This is a genomic window from Microvirga sp. 2MCAF38, from assembly GCF_052115485.1.
GTDB lineage: Bacteria > Pseudomonadota > Alphaproteobacteria > Rhizobiales > Beijerinckiaceae > Microvirga.
Map to the genome: position 1 here is coordinate 91,022 of NZ_JBFRGU010000008.1, position 16,451 is coordinate 107,472.

Below are 16,451 nucleotides of genomic sequence, written 5' to 3' on the forward strand. Positions count from 1 at the left end.
CTAAAGACGAGCAGTGGTCTTCATTTCGCGAGCGCGCGATGTCAAGCAACCTTTGGCCAATGGGTTGGAATTTTCTTAATTTCGTTAACCATCGATGAGGTCCGGCATTTCATCAAAATCACTCTCGGTCTCAAATCGCAGACCGTTATTGAGCACCACCACCGGCGCACCCACGGGTACGCGATTGTAGAGATCAATGATGTCCTGGTTGAACAGGCGGATACAGCCGCTGGAGACCGCCTCGCCGATCGACCACGGCTCGGAGGTCCCGTGTAATCGGTAAAGCGTATCGCGGTCCCCATCATACAAGTAGAGGGCGCGTGGGCCGAGAGGGTTCTCGAGTCCGGCTGGCATTCCACCTGCCCAAGGTCCGTTCTTCTCGGGGTTACGCCTGATCATCGCTGTGGTTGGAGTCCAGCGCGGCCAGGCGGCCTTGCGTCCGACGCGTGCGCGACCGCTCCATGCCATCCCTTCTGCGCCGACGCCGATGCCATAGCGGATCGCGCGGCCGTTCTCCCTGACGAGATAGAGATAACGGTTGGCCGTATCGACAACGATGGTGCCTGGCTGCTCAGATCCGTTATAGGCGACTTCATGGCGCAAGAATTGCGGATCGACCTCCGAAATATCAGTCGCGGGCAGGGAATGGACCTCGTCAGGTCGTGGGCCATACATGGCAACGTAAGCGGGATCCGGTCCCAAACGCGTGTTTTGCAACGGGGGCTGCGCAGTGGAAACGCAGCCGGCTGTCGCAAGAGCCATAAGGGTAACGAAAAGGCCGGAAGCATTGAAGCGGGTGACGCGGCTCATCATTGTGCGAAGCACGAACATCGATCGGAACTCATTATTCCTGAATTGCATTTTATCGGTTGAGTCGACATGACATCGACCTCATTGCGAAGGTTCAAGTCGTCGCGAATGGCCGCAAAGTGGATCCGATATGGCAAAAGTGTGGCGCCGTGCGGCCGTGACATAAGCGCCACAACCTGAAGATTGAACACGGTTGGATTGCGTGAAGCTTGCAATTCGATTCAGGCGAGACTGACCCGATTCCGTCCGAGGGCTTTTGCCTGATAAAGTGCCGAGTCGGCGGCATTCAGAAGAGAATCCGCCTTCTGTCCGGAGATCGGAATCACGCTCCCCACACCGACGCTGATGGTCACGACATCGTGAGCGCTTACTGCATGCTTGATGTCGAGTTTCATGACCGCTTCGCGAATTCTCTCCGCAACGAGTATTGCGTTTGCTTCATCGGTTTCGGGCAGCAAAACTGTGAATTCCTCGCCACCATAGCGCGCTGCGTAGTCCCGAGGCCGTTTCAATGCTTCCGTTAGCACCCGCGCAATGGAGATCAATAGATTGTCGCCCTTGCCGTGCCCATAATGATCGTTGAAGCCTTTGAAGAAGTCCGCATCGATGAAGAGAAGGGATAGTGATCTCCCAGTGCGCAGCGCTTCACTCCATTCTCGTGCGAGCGCTTCATCGAAAGCGCGGCGATTGGGCAGGCTCGTCAGCCCATCGGTCAATGCGAGCTTCGCCAGTTCGGCTTCGGCCGTGCGACGCCGGCGCAACTCCCGCTGAAAAAGGAAGGTAAGCGTGACGACCGAGGTGCAAAGCAAAAGCGTAATAATGCTCAGAGACATTGCCTTACGCCACCACGTGCTAAAAACCTCGTCGTAGGAAACCGCGACCGTGAGGAAAAGAGGCAGACTCGCAACCGGACCGAACGTGTAAATGCGATGTACGCCGTCAACAACTGAGACACCGTCAAACGTACCTGCGCCTTCTCTCAGAATGCGTTGGAAATTCTCGGATTTTCCGAAATCGCGATTGAGGTTCTCTTCCTGGGAAGGATGGCGCAACAGCATGGCACCGTCCTTCCGGACCAGACTGATCGTGCCATTCTCACCCAGCTGAATATTGGCCATCGCCTGTTGAAGGTTCGTCAGAGATACCGCACCTATGACGACTCCTCCGAAGCTTCCATCCGAATTCGAGATGCGCCGACTGACCGCAAAACTGACATCGTCTCCGCGCAGGTGGCTCCTGTAGGGTTTGCTGATATACAGTCCGACATCCTCGCCCTGCTTGTGGACGGAAAAATAGTCGTGATCGGCGAAGTTGCCCGGCCGGGGACTGAGAGAAAAAGCATCGGCAACAATATCGCCATGCTCGTTCAGAATAACGATAGACCCCATATAGGTCGTGACAGCGACCCCATCGAAAAGAATCAGATGCTGGATTTTATGCGGTAGCTTGTCGAAGCCTTCATAGTTCAATCCTCGCATAACACCCTGGATCGAAAGATCCAGAAGTTCGATGTTCCCGCCGATATCTCGCGCAATCGCGGTCAGGAGATTCTTCGAAGACTGCTCGGCTTCACGCCACGTATCGCGACGCGCTTCCCATAGTGCCTCGATGAAAAGGGCAAATATACTGAGGGCGATGACCGTCGCAATCAGATTCAAAAGTGTGCCAGGGACGCTCCATTTGAGCACGGCGCTTGGGCGTGAGACGCGAGATATCATGTAATCTTGAATCTTTTACAGCCATCATGACGGCTTGAATGAGTGGCGCGCCTTTTAGCGGCTTTCATCCCAAAGCCCTCGAACAAAAACCTCATGCCATAGGAAAGATCGAGAGTCGCTCACTTTTCTTGCGTGGGTCTTGCATAATGACAAACGATGTCATCGAAGCTGCGGCCTGAGCAAGCGTTCCCCCCTCTTGCCTTACTTTTTGTGTTGGTCAGTCAGTCGTCTCCCTCGGGACAAGGCCAGATTTTTGGCGCGATCAATCCTTGCGGCAACTTTGTTTCGCTCGTCCCGCAGGCCAGGGCGAGTTGCTCCTGTGTGAGGCCGATCGCCCTGCTTAAGTTGGTTCCACGAATCTGGGTCATGAAAAGATAGGCTCTGCTCATATCGACCTCCGTCAAATCTTGCCCGTCGAGCTTGGCGCGCGAAAGATTCGTGTAACTGAAATTCATTCCCGCCATTTTGGCATTGCTGAATATAACGCGCGCTGCTTCTGCCCTCGACATATCCACGCCGGTCAGATCCGCGCCGGTGAAGTCCGAACGGTTCACTTCTGCCTTGGAAAAATTGCTTCCGGCTATTTTGGCACCGGTGAAATTGGCGCGCCCAACATCAACTGACGAGAAGTTCACATTCGCAAGATTTGCATTGTTGAAATCCACACGCCAACCGACGGCTTTCGACAGGTCGGCCCCCGAGAGATCGGCGCCCTCGAAGCGAGCCCGGCTGATTTCTGCCTCATTGAGCTTCGCTCCCCGTAGGTTCGCGTCGGAGAAATCCGTGAACGTCAGATGAGCCCGACTGAAAATCCCCCCGCTCAAATCGTCATCGGCGAGGATGAGTTGCGTCTTCGAGCAATTCATCCAGTTGACGCCCGGATTAGGCGCATCCTGGCACGTGGCGTGAGCGACCGACGCAAAGCCTATGAGAATGAAAAGAGTTAACCCACGACCACTCGCCCTGAGAACACGAGAAACAGATTTAAAGAGAAGATACGAATTCTGCACAGCCATGCCTCGCCTCCCTGCTCTCAACCCTCAAGCCCGGCTGACTGTTCCGCTTATCGGTGAGGCTCGAGAAAATGCACCACGTATCCGAGCCGGCTCTAATCGGCTCGTTGCAAGCTCAGCTAACACGGGACCGATGCCGCGCAAGCGTTCAACGTTATCCAGTTGCTATGTCCCATGGATAAGCGGGCCACAGATCAGCCTTCAACCTCACGCCGAAAACATCGGTGAGCAGTGCTGCGTTCAGAACGTTGTCTGCGGGCCCGCTTGCAACCACAGCGCCGTCTTTCATCAGGACGAGCTCGTCGCCGACGCTCGCGGCCAACTGGAGATCGTGCAAAATCGCGACCACCGCAAGTCCGCTTCGGGCAAGGCGGCGCGCTTCTTCTAGCACGGCCAGCTGATGTTTGAGATCGAGGCTTGCAATCGGTTCGTCGAGAAAAAGGATCTGCCGAGGCTCGTCGGAACTCCCTGCTTCGAGTTGCGCCAGAACGCGCGCGAAGTGGACGCGTTGGCGCTCTCCACCGGACAGGGACTGATAGTTCCGACGCGCGAGATGCGCGACATCGGCCCGTGCGAGCGCTCCATGCACGATGCGCCTCTTATCCTCATGCCCGAGGCCCCGCCCGATCCCTTCAACACCGAGATTGGCCACCTCGAAGCATGTGAAAGGAAAGCCGAGATCGGAAGCCTGCGGCATCACAGCTCGAGCATGGGCCAAACGCCATGCCGGCAGCGAGCCTATGAGAGCACCATGCAGACGAACCTCCCCTTCTGTCGGGGCAAGCTCACCGCACAGGAGTCTCATAAGAGTCGATTTGCCCGCTCCATTTGGCCCAACGACGATTGTGCAACTGCCGCGCTCCACGGCGAGGTCGACATTGCTCACGAGCGTTCGTCCGTCACGCCGATACGAGACCGCCCTGGCTTCCAGAAAAAGGCTCATAATCCCATGTTCCTTTGCCGGCGCAGAAGAAGCCACAGGAAGAAAGGCGCACCAATTGCAGCGGTGAGAATTCCGATAGGCAACTCGGCAGGTGCCACGATAGTCCGCGCTACGATATCGGCCCCGGTCAATAACGCGGCGCCGAGAAGTGCCGAGGCGGGCAAAAGCAAGCGATGATCGGGCCCCGCGAGTAATCGTAAAATATGCGGCACGACGATTCCGACAAAGCCGATGACACCTGCACTTGCAACTGAAGCACCGACAGAGACGGCCACGAGAAAGATCGCAAGCGCCTTCACCCGTTGAACGGATGCGCCGAGGTGAAAGGCCTCTGCCTCACCGAGCGCAAGCGCGTTCAATCCTCGCGCCAGAAAAGGCATCGCCAGGAGTGCGGGCGCCACGAACGGCACGACGCCAATCACTTTCGTCCATGTCGCTCCGCTGAGCGATCCTAGAGACCAGAATGTCAGGTCGCGCAATTGCCGATCGTCGCTGAGGTAAGAAAGGAGCCCCATGAGCGCCCCCCCGAGAGCGCCGAAAGCGACTCCGGCAAGGAGCATCGTTGCGACGGATGTGCGCCCGGTACGCGTCGCGACAAGATAAAGTCCCAGTGTTGTAAAAAGTCCGCCAGCAAAAGCGCCCAGCGGCAACATGCTGAACGGGAGCGTTCCGACAAGTCTGTCGCCCAAAGTGATGGTAGCGGCTGCCGCGAGTGATGCGCCGGCCGATACACCGACCAAACCAGGATCGGCAAGTGGATTACGGAACAGCCCTTGCATCAACGCACCCGACGATGCGAGCGCCGCGCCAATCAAAAGCCCCAGCAGGAGGCGCGGCAGTCGGACTTGCAGAACGATGAGAGCATCGCCTCCCGTCGTGCCGACGTCCGCGCCGAAAACACTCACCAGAATTGCGAAGATGCGTTTCGTCGCGATGCCGCTCGCCCCGAAATTCAATGCGACGAGACTCACCCCGACAAGCAGCATGGCCAGCATCCCAAGAACGAGGCTATGCTGCTCGCGAAGCTTCTTTCGCTCTATGACAAACGCCATCACGGTTGCGGTGCCTTTTTGACCTCTCCAGGAAGGTCGGGATGCAACGCGAGCATGAGATCATACGCGGCGGCGGACGTGCGTGGACCGAAGCCGAGAAGATAGAGCGTATCCATCACGACGAGCTTGCGCTTGGCCGCGGCCGGGGTCGCCGCGAAAGCCGGGAGCGTAAACGGGTCGGTTGCAGCACCGCCCGGCCCATGATTAATCATCACGATCGCCTCCGGCGCTGCAGCTATCAGATCCTCATCGGACAATGGCTTCCAGCCATCGAGCGCGGACGCGACATTCGTTGCACCCGAGAGCGCCAGCATGGCGTCGGCTGTCGTGCCTCGTCCTCCGACGAGCGGGCGCCCATTTTGGATCGACAGGACGAACAGCGCGCGGGTGCCGGACTTGATCTGCAAGCGCTCCTGAGCGAGGCGCGAGAAACCTTGCTCGACTTCCGCAACCAAAGCCGCGCCTCTCTCCTGCGCCGCAACCGCAGTTGAGATATCGCGAATGCGCCGCACAATCCCGGCAGGGCTCGGCTCGTCTGTGATCCTGATAACAGGAATGCCAGCCTGCTCGATGAGGCGCACGGCATCCGGCGGTCCAGCGGATTCGGACGCTAGAACGAGCGAGGGATTGAGCGACAGGATGCCCTCCGCGCCAAGGGTGCGCAGGTAACCGACATTGGCCTTCGCCTGAAGAGCGCCTGCCGGAAACTGGCTCGTGGAATCGACGCCGACGATCTCGGCCTCTGCCCCCAACTTATAGAGAATTTCCGTGATGGCACCGCCGACGCTCACGATCCGACGGGCGGCATCGGCTCGCGCGGAGGAGGATGCAAAAAGCAGCATGGATGCGAGCATCATCTCGCGACGGGACAGGCGGTTCATGGGTGTGTTTCCCTATTTCGTGAGGATGAGCTTGTCGTTTGCCGTGATGCGCAATCGGTAACGTTCGCCACGATGGACGAGCACAACCTCGCGGCCACCTTCGATCAAGGTCGACACGTCGACTTCTTTGACATTGGCGGGCTTTCCACCCTTCGCCTCGGGCGGCGGCTTGTTCAGCACGATAATCTCCATTGTACTGATTCTAATGTATACCGATATACTGACCATGTATTCGCAGTTTAGAATTATGTAAAACTGCGTCGGCTCAGGTCTATATTGACGCCGTTACTCGATTTAGATATCGGATGCAAATTCTCTCATAGAGAGCCGAGTCAAATAGCCAGCCAGCGCGAAGTCAATTTCGACGCAAGCCAGCCAGATATCCAAACGAACATCTGCAACAACTGGAATCGATGGGACGATTACGTTCCTGTGCGGTGACTTCAACCTGCCTTTGCGCGCATTCTGCATTTGCGCGGAAGGGCCTGAACAACCGGATCACCGATCGCGCGCGCGTTCACTCAGCCCCACCGGAAGGCCGGGACGCTCGTGACAAGGCGCATTGCTCAAACATCAAGGAAATAGCCATGTTCATCGCCATGAACCGCTTCAAGGTCATCAAGGATGCATCGGAGGAATTCGAGCAGCGGTGGTTGACAAGAGAGAGCTATCTGCACGAGCTCGAAGGCTTCATCGAGTTTCATATGTTGCGCGGCCCAGCGCGCGAGGATCATGTGCTCTATTCCTCCTACACGCTCTGGGCCACGAAAGCGCATTTCGAGGCCTGGACCCAATCCGAGCAGTTTCGCATCTCGCACACGCGAGCGAGCGCCGGCCAGCCGCTGACTCTAGGCCACCCGGAGTTCGAAGGCTTCGAAGTTGTCCAGACTATCCGCCGCCCTTCTCAAGTCGCAGCGTGAGAGTTTCCCCATGCACGCAAGACCCGAGGCCCAGACATTGATCCGGCAAGATCTCGCTGAAAAACCAGACGGCATTTTGGAAACAGTTGCCGAAAAGCACGGCGTCCCCCTTCGGGCAGTCTTAGAATGCCTCGCTGATGGCGCGGCTTCTCCTGCCGCGGACGAGAATTTCGAGGGCGTCTGGAGCGACCTGACGAAATGGGGCGAGATCACCTTCGTCGTTCACACTCGCGACGGTGTTTTTGAAACCAAGGGTGCTATTCCCGAGGGTACGACAGGGCGGGGCTATTTCAACGTCCACGGCGACAGCCCTATCAGCGGCCACATCAAAGCGGACCGCTGCCACGTCATCTATTTCGTGGACCGTCCCTTCTTCGGTAAGCGCTCCTGCTCCGTGCAATTTATCAACCATGACGGCGAGGCGATGTTCAAAGTGTTTGTCGGGCGCAACGAGGATCGCAGCCTGAAGGACGATCAGCTCGCACGCTTTGAAGCCCTGCGCGCGCGCCTGACCACGGCCACCTGAGAGGTACAGGAGCCGGCGTTCGCTTGCGCCGGCTCCTCTATAGAACACGAAGTCGATCTTGACGCCCTGACGCTGTCATGCGGGTATTCTTCCTTGGAGATGCCCCATGGAACCAGTAATCGATCCACGCAAAGGCGATACTGAGGACGACGCCTCCAGCACGAAGCAGCGCTCGCTGCTGTCCCTTGCAGGCAGCTTGCTGGCGGAAATCAGCCTGCCAAAACTCATCTCGGCCTGGTTCCTCCTCATCGGCTTACCCTGCCTGCTCCTCGGCGTGGCGCCGCTCTTCGCCTCGATCTGGATAGGCACAATCTCATCCAAGGCCTCGACCATCCTCACCGGACTCTGGCCTGCATTAATATTGGTGACCTTCGCCGTTCTGGGTTGGTTCGGAGGGAGGCCTCTTCTGCGGCTTGCCGAAACCAGTTTCTGGTCCCTCAATTCACTTGCGGTCCAGCCAGCCTATATGCTTTGCCGCGAAGGCCTTCGACATCTCGTCGATCTGTTGTTCCCGCGCCCGACAGCCAAAAGCTTGCGCCCTTATACGCAGGCTGCAACCGCCGGTATCGCAGGCGTTTTGATCTGCGGCCTCGCGCTGTGGGTCGCTGTGCTGGTATGGCCATCCACGCAATGGGTGGGCCACCTCTCGGATTTGGCAGCACCATCCCGTCTCGTATTGGCGGCTCTTGCCAACAGCATTCTGCTGATCGCAGGCTATCTCGCCGTCGCTTCCCTCACATGGGGCATCGCCGATGCGACGATGGCGCAACCTCACGATCTCGTCTCATTCCATCCCGCTGTCGACGGCGTACGGACATGGCGCATCGCTCACCTGTCCGACATCCACACCGTCGGCGAACGGTTTGGATTTCGCATCGAAAGCGGACGCGCCGGTCCGCGTGGGAATGAGAGGTTCAGGCGAACACTCGCGCAGCTGGACAAAATTCACACAGAAAGCCCTCTCGATCTCATCCTGATCACCGGCGACATGACGGATGCCGGTCTCTCGGTGGAGTGGGCGGAATTCTTTGAGGCGCTCACGCCTTATCCGCAACTCGCCGAGCGAATGCTGGCCCTCCCCGGCAATCATGACGTCAACGTGGTCGATAAGGCCAATCCGGCGCGGCTCGACTTACCGACGAGCCCTAAGAAGCGGCTTCGTCAGGTAAGGACAATCTCCGCACTCGAAGCGCTGCAAGGGGCGCGCGTTCAAGTCGTGGAGCGAGAAACCGAAAACCTCGGCGATACTCTCACGAAGGCGCTGGCGGCGCATCGTGCCAATATGATGACCTTCGCCGATAAGGGCTCGTTACGCCTTTCATGGGCATTGTCGAATCTGTGGGCGGCACTCTTTCCGATGGTGCTCCCGCCGGATACCGAGGACGGGCTTGGAGTCATCATTCTGAACTCGAATGCCGAAACGCATTTTTCCTTCACCAATGCGCTCGGTCTTGTCTCAACAGAGCAGGCGCAGGCCCTGGAGATCGCCACCACGCGATATCCACGCGCCTGCTGGATCGTGGCTCTCCATCACCATGTCGTCGAGTATCCACGACCTGCGAAAGCGCTCTCGGAGCGCATCGGCACGGCCCTCGTCAATGGCAGCTGGTTCGTGCGCCATCTCCAACGCCTTGCGGGTCGTGCCGTTATCATGCACGGCCATCGGCATGTGGATTGGATCGGGAAATGCGGTGAGCTTCTGATCGTGTCCGCTCCATCGCCCGTCATGGAAGCGACCAACGATCGAGATACGTATTTCTATGTCCACACGCTAGCGAGAGACCTTGACGGAACCCTCAAACTCATGGAGCCGCAGCGCATCAATATGACGGGCAACGAGCCGAGTTAGCCGCCCTCTCACCCATCCCTCAATAGAACAGGGGCCAATGCGAGAAGGACAGACAAATTTCCGACTTCTGATCCGACGCGCCAACCATATTTCCTGCGGTAAGGTACACGCTACCCACCATAACTGAGGCAGGCCTAATGTGCTGTTCTTGCTGAAGCGCCATCAAGAGCGCCTCGTCCTTCAGGGTGTAATCCAGGACGCTAAGAAGAAAGCGCGCCGTTGTCTCTCTCGCTTGGCCGGAAGATGATCCGCAGCCGGTGGCGGCGATGAAATCGTCAAACCGCCCCTCGTCGCGCGCAATATATTCCAGAACCTGGAGAGCGAGTTGCTGAGCCTCCGTGGGCTTTATGATGTCCGTCAAAACATTACCTGGCATTCGAAGAGCAGCAGTGGCGACAAAACGCGAGACCGCCACGGTGAGGGACAGTCACGACGCGCGCGACATGCAACCCAATACAGGCGGAAATGCGGTAACTAAGTTACGCATTGCCGCTCCGTTGGCAAGCTTTGCCTCTACGCAGCTTATCCCGGATGCAAAATGGACAGGACGGATAGCTCCTGCGCGACCCCTCGATACTGATCACAAGCCGCCTCCCTCGTAATCTTCCCATCGGCTCCGGGATATAAGAAAACCGGCGACCGTCCAGGCCGTCGTTCGATCATCACACTCGCATGCCGCGACTAGTCGGTGCTGAACCGATAGTTCACGCCAGCGCGCACGATGCTGCCTTCGATCCTGCGCTTACCAATGCCGCAGAGAAACTCCTCTTCGGGGGCAATGACGTGAGTGGCTGTGCCGAGATTGTAGTAGAGATATTCGACCTTGGCCGAGAGATTTGCCGTGAACGCATATTCGACGCCGCCTCCCAGAGCCCAGCCCATACGCGTGTCGCTCTTCGATCCCGCCCACAACTCGCTACCCGTGCCTTCGGGGCCGGTCACGACCGAACTGATGGTCGTCGCATTCTTTGTACTGCCAAAGCGAGACCTCCGGTCGCGTAGATCAGAGCCCGATCGAATGCCGTCCAGCCCGGCCGCGCGCAGTCCCAAGCCACTCAAGAAATAATGTGAGCATTTAACTACGGAATATAACCTCGTTTTGTTCAAACCTTTAAGACATGGGAACCTTTAAATAAGTCATTCAAATTGAATAAATTCAAAGAACCGCTCACTCAAATTTACTGCGCATTGATGGAGCTGTATGATATATATCAATATCCCTAGTGTATTACAAAATTGATCCCTCATCCCATACGGACAAATGGGAATTAAAGGTGTAAGATTCCTTTTTCTGGTTCAATGCGCCAGGGAAAGAAGAGGGATTTTTCTATGACTGCATCATCACTTAGCTTCCGATTCGCCGTTACTTTCATTATCGTCGGCATTGCCATGGGTATCGGAATGGCTGCCACGCAGGATCATTCCATCATGCCTGCCCATGCTCACCTCAATCTGCTTGGGTGGGTCTCGCTTTTTCTTTTTGGCCTCTACTATGAGCGCCGTCCGGCTCTCGATACCAGCCGCCTTGCTTTTATCCAGGTTGGCCTGTGGTCAGTCGGGACGATCGTTATGACAATCGCCGTCGCCGCCATTCATCTCGGTTATACGGCTGCGGATCCGGCCGCCGCAGTCGCTTCGCTTATTGTGCTCGCCGCGACGCTACTGTTTGCGTATCTCGTATTCCGCCCGACCACGTCGGCAGCTTCAGGGCCGACCGTGCGGATGAATCCCGCCGAGTGACAGCGCACAAGTGGGCGGCCACTTGCCGCCTACTTCTTTTTACACGAGGCGTCGGTTAAATCCGCTCCCTTTCCATCGGGGCCGGGGCCTGGTTTCTTCTGTCCGGCGTGATTGCCTCCTTTGCGGGCGGCTACGCCGCAGGTCGGCTTGCAGGCATGGAACGGAGCGAGCGCCAGTAGCGACCTTTCCCGGTCTGCCGAGTTCTGACAAAGCTTAGTGAAGAACCTGTACAAACCTGCGAGTACGGGGCTCAACAAGCACCGTGAATCTAACCTCTTGCGGACCCGTTCAATCGCGCCTTTTCGCCAGCTCCATTCTTGTTCGTTGAACGTCAGCGGCGCTGACAACTCCTGACGGAGCGCCGCCCCAGCTGTTACGAACGTAGGTTAGAACCGCCGCCACCTGTTCGTCATCGAGCTGCCATCCGAAAGCCGGCATGGCCGGTGCCGTGGGCTCGGCATCTGTTGCGACGCTGCGGGCACCGCGAAGGACAACACGAATGAGTGTCGTCGGATCGAAAGAACGCAATGATGATGAGGCAGCAAGCGATGGAAACAAATTAGGGACCCCACTCCCGTCCAATGCGTGGCATGCCGAACACCTGTCAAGGTAAATGGCGCTTCCCGCTTTCATAATGGGATCGGGTGCGGGTGACGCGGAAGCAACACTCGCTCTGCCAGGCAAGTCTTTCAGATAGGTCGCGATCGCCCGTAGATCGGGATCGGTCATGCGTGACGTCGACAAGGTGATCACTTCAGCCATGGGTCCTGTCGCGCCGGTCATTCGATTATGTCCAGTTTTGAGATACGCGATCAGATCCTCACTGCTCCATCGACCAATGCCCTGCGCATTGTCGCCGGTAATATTCGGCGCAAACCAACCTTGGATGACAGCGCCGTCGAAAGAAAGAGAGCCTTTATCTCCGCCCAGAAACGTCTTCGGTGTATGGCACGCGCCGCAATGGCCTGGCCCTTCGACCAGATATGCCCCGCGATTCCATTCAGCGGACTTCGCCGCGTCCGGCTGAAACTGTCCCTTCTTAAAATAGAGGACATTCCAGACCGACATCGCGGTGCGAATGTTGAACGGCAATGGCAGCTGGTTCGGCTCCACCTCATGCCGCACGGATGTGATGGTGTTTAGATAGGCCCTGATCGCCAACACGTCTTCCCGCGACATCTTCGTAAAGAAAGGATAGGGCATCGCCGGATAGAGATATGCACCGTCAGGGCGCCTCCCTTCGCGCAAGGCCGTATCGAACTCATCGTCTGTCCAAGCCCCGATGCCCGTCTCGAAATCAGGCGTGATGTTGGGAGCGACGATCATCCCGAATGGCGTTTCAATGGAACGCCCGCCGGCAAAGGGCTGCTTCTGATCCGGCAACGTGTGGCACGCCGCACAATCCGCCGTCGTTGCCAGATAGCGTCCTCGTTCGATCCGCGCAAAATCCTGCGCATCGGCCGCGCTCGCGGGGCTACTCCGCTCACTCCCGAGGATAAGGACGAGAACCGACAGGCAGGTCGGCGCGAGGACTGAGATTGTGAGCGATTTAGCCATGCATGAGACCCCCCGGATTCTTGAGATACTTTTCCCGGATCGCCGCAGCCGACCAGTAAGCGAGGGCCCCGACCGTATCGGTCGGATTGTAGCCGGCATTCTGCGGAAACGCGTTTGCGCCGACGACGAAGAGATTGGGCACGTCCCAGCTCTGGAGGTAGCGATTGATGGCGCTTGTCTTGGGATCGGTTCCCATGATCGCACCACCGCAAAGGTGCGTGGTTTGATATTTGGTTATGTCGTAAGGCCCTTTTCTGTATTCTTTCATGACTGCCTTCGCACCCATGGCCTGGATGATTTCGGCAAATCGATCCGTCAGAAATGCATTCTGCTTCAATTCATTCTCGTGGAAATCGATCGTCATTCGTACGAGGGGACGATTGAAGCGGTCGCGATAATTCGGGTCCAGGTCGAGATAGATATCGCGATAGCTATAGAAACTTCCATGCGTGCCGGTTCCGGGTTTGACGGTGCTGAGGTAATTGTCTCGAACAGCCGACTTCCATTCCGCGCCCCAGCGCGGGGTGCCTGGAGGAACAGGCGTGGTCTCGATGGGACGCCCATTGGTCTGAACTTGTCCCACATATCCGCCTCCGACGAAGCCGTGCGGCCCATGATCGAAGTTGTCGCCATTGAACTCGTCGATGCACATGCCAATGGCACCGGATGCGATGAATGGATTGAAGTTGAACTTCGTGTTGTCGAAGAATCCGGTGACGTCGGAAATCGTCTGATGGGTAAAGTTGCGACCTATCACGCCCTCATTGGCGACCGGATCGTATGGTTTTCCGATTCCGGAAAGCAGCAGGATCTGCACGTTGAAGATCGTGTAGGCGGAGAGGATGACGATATCCGCCGGCTGCTCCCATTCCTCACCGCTCGTGTCGACGAAGGTTACCCCGGTCGCCTGTTGGCCCGCCTTGTCGACGTTGATGTGCGTGACTTCGCTATTGTCCCGAAGCGTGAAATTCGATTTGCGCATCAGAACAGGCAGGATCGTCGTCTGCGGGCTCGCCTTGGAGTAATTCCCGCAACCGAACCATTCGCAGAAGCCACAATAAGTGCAAGGCCCGAGACGCACACCGAGGGGGTTCAAGTAGGGTTGAGACAAATTACCGGACGGTTGCGGAAACGGTTTGTATCCGAGATCGCGCGCGGCTTTCGCAAACAGCGCATGACTGAAAGGCTGAGCTTGCGCCGGAGTGGGATAGGGCCTCGAGCGCGGCCCTTCGAAGGGATTTCCTCCGTCTTGGATTGTTCCACGCAAATTACCTGCGGTACCGCTCGTTCCGCACAAATATTCGAAACGATCGTAGTGAGGTTCCAGTTCGTCGTAGGTGATGTCCCAGTCCTGGATTGTCATGTCCGGCGGCAGAAAGTCCGCGCCGTAGCGTTCCGTCAGATGTGTTCTCAGGATGAAATCGGACGGCAGAAAGCGCCATGTCTCCGCATTCCAGTGAACGCCGCCGCCGCCGACTCCGTTGGGCGGCATGAACGCGCCCCAGGTTCTGATGGGGAGTGCCGTTTGGTTCATCTTGTTGCGGAAGGTGAACGTCGTCTGATCCGGACGCAAGAACAGTTCGTGACGGATGCGATAGCGGAGTTCGTCCTGATTGTAGGTTGGTGGATAGTCAGTCGCCGCATCCCTCCAGGGGCCGCGCTCGATCCCTGCCACCTCCAGCCCAGCATCGGTCAGCTCCTGTGCGATGATCGATCCGGCCCATCCGACTCCGACGATGACCACGTCCTTATGCGGGAGCCTTCGAGCCATCGATCGACCTCTCAGCTTTTTCTAGGCGTCCAATCCACCCGACCGGTGATGCTGACGGGCGGATGTGGATAGCGCTCGTTGTGACGGCCGACCCAGTCCCGATAATCATACCGGGCCCCCGGAAATCCGATCATCCGCCAGGACGCCATGTCACGGTTTCCCCCGTAAATCGGATCCGCGAAAAATCCCTGCTGCACGTCCTTCAGCACCATTTCGAAGAAGGCCTGCCCATCGGCATCGACAAGCTTGAGCGAGCTGCTTTCGAGGCCCTTCAAGATCTCGTCCTGGCGCTCCGCCGTCAGCGCGACGAACGACCGGCTATCTGCTCCGCCTTTGCAATATGCCTCCAACGCCGCGAGGCCCTTTCGGTATTTCTGCGCCGGCCCAGCTTCATCCTGAGGCCCTTGTTCCTTAGTGCCCCTGAGAAACGGCGGTCGCATGTAGAGACCTTCCTGGCGGCCGTAGGGACCGACGAGCTGACGATCGATGAAAACCGCGCATCCAGAATCTTTTCCTCCCGGAGTTTCGGGATCAGGCGGGATGATGCGATCTGCCAGAGCTTCGACCATTTCTGCCTCGGGCCCGGTAAAGTAAAGCCAAGGGCCTGGTTTGACTTGATCGGGAGGTACTCCGGCATTGGGCTCCCAAGGTAACCGGCCCGACAGCACTCTCGCCCGCGCGCCAATGCTGCCACCGATAAGGATGGCTGTCGTGGCCAGGAAATCGCGGCGACGAAGCGGCATCGGAACACCCCGATTGCAAGGGTGGAACCATCTTGCGCAGCCTATGTTCCTTGCGCAAAAGAGGGAGGACTTGGAACATCTTCTGTTGGGATGAAACTCAGACATCAAGGTCGGCTTGATCGAAGAAGCTGGGAGCAAATTGGAAGTGCCGACAGCGGTCGAGAATATGGAATTCGAACAATCCGCTAAGTCTTCCGGGTGAATTGACACCTCGGATTCGGAAGCTCAGCATCGTCGCACGGCCTCTCCAGCAGCTCGGGGATGCGGAATGCAGATTTTTCGTCCGCAGGCCGACACCATCGCACGGGTCGTGCTGGTCTCAATCGCACTCCTTCCGGTGTTCGTCGTCGGCCTCGCCTACGCAATTGTGCGATCGCCCTACGTGACCGCGCAGAATGAGACGCGCGAGCAACCGATACCCTTCAGTCACAAGCATCACGCCGGAGAACTGGGTATCGATTGCCGCTACTGCCACACATCGGTCGAGAAGGCCCGGTTTGCCGGAATGCCGCCGACCGAAACCTGCATGACGTGCCATTCCCAACTGTGGACCAACGCAGGTATGCTCGCGCCGGTTAGGATGAGCCTCGCGGACAATCAGCCTCTCCGTTGGCGCCGCATCAACACGCTGCCGGATTACGTTTATTTCGACCACAGCATCCATCTGGCGAAAGGCGTCGGTTGCAGCACATGCCATGGGGCGGTCGATCAAATGCCGCTCATGCGGCAAGCCGCGCCCCTCACCATGGGGTGGTGCCTCGATTGCCACCGCAATCCTGAACAATATGTGCGTCCGCGCGAGGCCATCTTCGACATGAGCTGGACGTCGCCTGCGGACCAAACGGAGAAAGGGAAGAGGCTCGTCGCAGAATATCACATTCGCGCCAACCTGACCGATTGCTCCCTATGTCATCGCTGATCCCTTCAG

17 protein-coding genes are annotated in these 16,451 nt (G+C 57.6%); 5 read left to right on the top strand and 12 right to left on the bottom strand.

What is annotated here, in order from left to right; all coding sequences use genetic code 11:
• Positions 1–84: 84 nt before the first annotated feature.
• The 7 genes from AB4072_RS16290 to hemP form a co-directional block, all read right to left on the bottom strand.
• Complete coding sequence (locus AB4072_RS16290; RefSeq protein WP_441969700.1) at positions 85–813, bottom strand: L,D-transpeptidase; 729 nt, start codon at positions 811–813, stop codon at positions 85–87.
• A 218-nt stretch (positions 814–1,031) separates the two neighbouring features.
• Positions 1,032–2,528 carry a sensor domain-containing diguanylate cyclase gene (locus tag AB4072_RS16295; RefSeq protein ID WP_441969639.1) on the bottom strand — a complete coding sequence of 499 codons (1,497 nt, stop codon included), beginning with the start codon at positions 2,526–2,528 and terminating at the stop codon, positions 1,032–1,034.
• 221 nt (positions 2,529–2,749) lie between these two features.
• Positions 2,750–3,544, bottom strand: coding sequence for a pentapeptide repeat-containing protein (locus AB4072_RS16300; protein ID WP_441969641.1), 795 nt, complete (start codon positions 3,542–3,544; stop codon positions 2,750–2,752).
• A gap of 151 nt (positions 3,545–3,695) precedes the next feature.
• Entirely contained in the window at positions 3,696–4,484 is a 789-nt protein-coding gene (locus tag AB4072_RS16305) for a heme ABC transporter ATP-binding protein (RefSeq protein ID WP_441969643.1), read from the bottom strand.
• Positions 4,481–5,536 carry a FecCD family ABC transporter permease gene (locus AB4072_RS16310; RefSeq protein WP_441969645.1) on the bottom strand — a complete coding sequence of 352 codons (1,056 nt, stop codon included), beginning with the start codon at positions 5,534–5,536 and terminating at the stop codon, positions 4,481–4,483. Before AB4072_RS16310 ends, AB4072_RS16305 begins: the two co-directional genes overlap by 4 nt.
• On the bottom strand, positions 5,536–6,417 hold the full coding sequence (locus AB4072_RS16315) for a heme/hemin ABC transporter substrate-binding protein (protein WP_441969647.1): 882 nt from the start codon (positions 6,415–6,417) through the stop codon (positions 5,536–5,538). The genes AB4072_RS16310 and AB4072_RS16315 overlap by 1 nt, the downstream gene beginning before the upstream one ends.
• Positions 6,418–6,429: 12 nt before the next feature.
• Complete coding sequence (hemP, locus tag AB4072_RS16320) at positions 6,430–6,597, bottom strand: hemin uptake protein HemP (protein WP_441969649.1); 168 nt, start codon at positions 6,595–6,597, stop codon at positions 6,430–6,432.
• Between the two features lie 407 nt (positions 6,598–7,004).
• Here hemP and AB4072_RS16325 point away from each other — a divergent pair, with 407 nt between their 5' ends.
• From AB4072_RS16325 to AB4072_RS16335, 3 genes are all read left to right on the top strand, one after another.
• Entirely contained in the window at positions 7,005–7,337 is a 333-nt protein-coding gene (locus tag AB4072_RS16325; protein ID WP_441969651.1) for an antibiotic biosynthesis monooxygenase family protein, read from the top strand.
• 10 nt (positions 7,338–7,347) lie between these two features.
• On the top strand, positions 7,348–7,863 hold the full coding sequence (gene hutX, locus AB4072_RS16330) for a heme utilization cystosolic carrier protein HutX (RefSeq protein ID WP_441969653.1): 516 nt from the start codon (positions 7,348–7,350) through the stop codon (positions 7,861–7,863).
• Positions 7,864–7,969: 106 nt separating this feature from the next.
• Positions 7,970–9,712 (top strand): metallophosphoesterase family protein, encoded by a 1,743-nt coding sequence (locus AB4072_RS16335; RefSeq protein WP_441969655.1) that lies wholly within the window; start codon positions 7,970–7,972, stop codon positions 9,710–9,712.
• Positions 9,713–9,731: 19 nt separating this feature from the next.
• Here the strand turns inward: AB4072_RS16335 and AB4072_RS16340 are convergent, their stop codons facing one another.
• Positions 9,732–10,127, bottom strand: coding sequence for a DUF3572 family protein (locus AB4072_RS16340; RefSeq protein ID WP_441969657.1), 396 nt, complete (start codon positions 10,125–10,127; stop codon positions 9,732–9,734).
• 266 nt (positions 10,128–10,393) lie between these two features.
• Positions 10,394–10,654: an outer membrane protein gene (locus tag AB4072_RS16345; protein ID WP_441969659.1), complete on the bottom strand. Its 261-nt coding sequence runs from the start codon at positions 10,652–10,654 to the stop codon at positions 10,394–10,396.
• Between the two features lie 387 nt (positions 10,655–11,041).
• On the opposite strand from AB4072_RS16345, the gene AB4072_RS16350 reads away from it, so the two are divergent.
• Positions 11,042–11,452: a hypothetical protein gene (locus AB4072_RS16350; RefSeq protein WP_441969661.1), complete on the top strand. Its 411-nt coding sequence runs from the start codon at positions 11,042–11,044 to the stop codon at positions 11,450–11,452.
• Between the two features lie 288 nt (positions 11,453–11,740).
• Here the strand turns inward: AB4072_RS16350 and AB4072_RS16355 are convergent, their stop codons facing one another.
• From AB4072_RS16355 to AB4072_RS16365, 3 genes are read right to left on the bottom strand one after another with little or no spacing between them, the layout of a single operon-like run.
• The gene (locus AB4072_RS16355) at positions 11,741–13,009 is read right to left on the bottom strand and encodes a c-type cytochrome (protein WP_441969663.1); all 1,269 of its coding nucleotides are present in this window, start codon (positions 13,007–13,009) and stop codon (positions 11,741–11,743) included.
• The gene (locus AB4072_RS16360) at positions 13,002–14,780 is read right to left on the bottom strand and encodes a GMC family oxidoreductase (protein ID WP_441969665.1); all 1,779 of its coding nucleotides are present in this window, start codon (positions 14,778–14,780) and stop codon (positions 13,002–13,004) included. The genes AB4072_RS16355 and AB4072_RS16360 overlap by 8 nt, the downstream gene beginning before the upstream one ends.
• A gap of 11 nt (positions 14,781–14,791) precedes the next feature.
• Positions 14,792–15,523: a gluconate 2-dehydrogenase subunit 3 family protein gene (locus AB4072_RS16365; RefSeq protein WP_441969667.1), complete on the bottom strand. Its 732-nt coding sequence runs from the start codon at positions 15,521–15,523 to the stop codon at positions 14,792–14,794.
• 268 nt (positions 15,524–15,791) lie between these two features.
• On the opposite strand from AB4072_RS16365, the gene AB4072_RS16370 reads away from it, so the two are divergent.
• Positions 15,792–16,442: a cytochrome c3 family protein gene (locus AB4072_RS16370; RefSeq protein ID WP_441969669.1), complete on the top strand. Its 651-nt coding sequence runs from the start codon at positions 15,792–15,794 to the stop codon at positions 16,440–16,442.
• The last annotated feature ends 9 nt before the right edge of the window (positions 16,443–16,451 follow it).

What these genes read in the sequence shown, in the direction of transcription:
- AB4072_RS16290 (WP_441969700.1), bottom strand. Translation starts at nt 813, where the DNA reads ATGATGAGCCGCGTCACCCGCTTCAATGCTTCCGGCCTTTTCGTTACC.
- AB4072_RS16295 (WP_441969639.1), bottom strand. Translation starts at nt 2,528, where the DNA reads ATGATATCTCGCGTCTCACGCCCAAGCGCCGTGCTCAAATGGAGCGTC.
- AB4072_RS16300 (WP_441969641.1), bottom strand. Translation starts at nt 3,544, where the DNA reads ATGGCTGTGCAGAATTCGTATCTTCTCTTTAAATCTGTTTCTCGTGTT.
- AB4072_RS16305 (WP_441969643.1), bottom strand. Translation starts at nt 4,484, where the DNA reads ATGAGCCTTTTTCTGGAAGCCAGGGCGGTCTCGTATCGGCGTGACGGA.
- AB4072_RS16310 (WP_441969645.1), bottom strand. Translation starts at nt 5,536, where the DNA reads ATGGCGTTTGTCATAGAGCGAAAGAAGCTTCGCGAGCAGCATAGCCTC.
- AB4072_RS16315 (WP_441969647.1), bottom strand. Translation starts at nt 6,417, where the DNA reads ATGAACCGCCTGTCCCGTCGCGAGATGATGCTCGCATCCATGCTGCTT.
- AB4072_RS16325 (WP_441969651.1), top strand. Translation starts at nt 7,005, where the DNA reads ATGTTCATCGCCATGAACCGCTTCAAGGTCATCAAGGATGCATCGGAG.
- hutX (WP_441969653.1), top strand. Translation starts at nt 7,348, where the DNA reads ATGCACGCAAGACCCGAGGCCCAGACATTGATCCGGCAAGATCTCGCT.
- AB4072_RS16335 (WP_441969655.1), top strand. Translation starts at nt 7,970, where the DNA reads ATGGAACCAGTAATCGATCCACGCAAAGGCGATACTGAGGACGACGCC.
- AB4072_RS16350 (WP_441969661.1), top strand. Translation starts at nt 11,042, where the DNA reads ATGACTGCATCATCACTTAGCTTCCGATTCGCCGTTACTTTCATTATC.
- AB4072_RS16355 (WP_441969663.1), bottom strand. Translation starts at nt 13,009, where the DNA reads ATGGCTAAATCGCTCACAATCTCAGTCCTCGCGCCGACCTGCCTGTCG.
- AB4072_RS16360 (WP_441969665.1), bottom strand. Translation starts at nt 14,780, where the DNA reads ATGGCTCGAAGGCTCCCGCATAAGGACGTGGTCATCGTCGGAGTCGGA.
- AB4072_RS16365 (WP_441969667.1), bottom strand. Translation starts at nt 15,523, where the DNA reads ATGCCGCTTCGTCGCCGCGATTTCCTGGCCACGACAGCCATCCTTATC.
- AB4072_RS16370 (WP_441969669.1), top strand. Translation starts at nt 15,792, where the DNA reads ATGCAGATTTTTCGTCCGCAGGCCGACACCATCGCACGGGTCGTGCTG.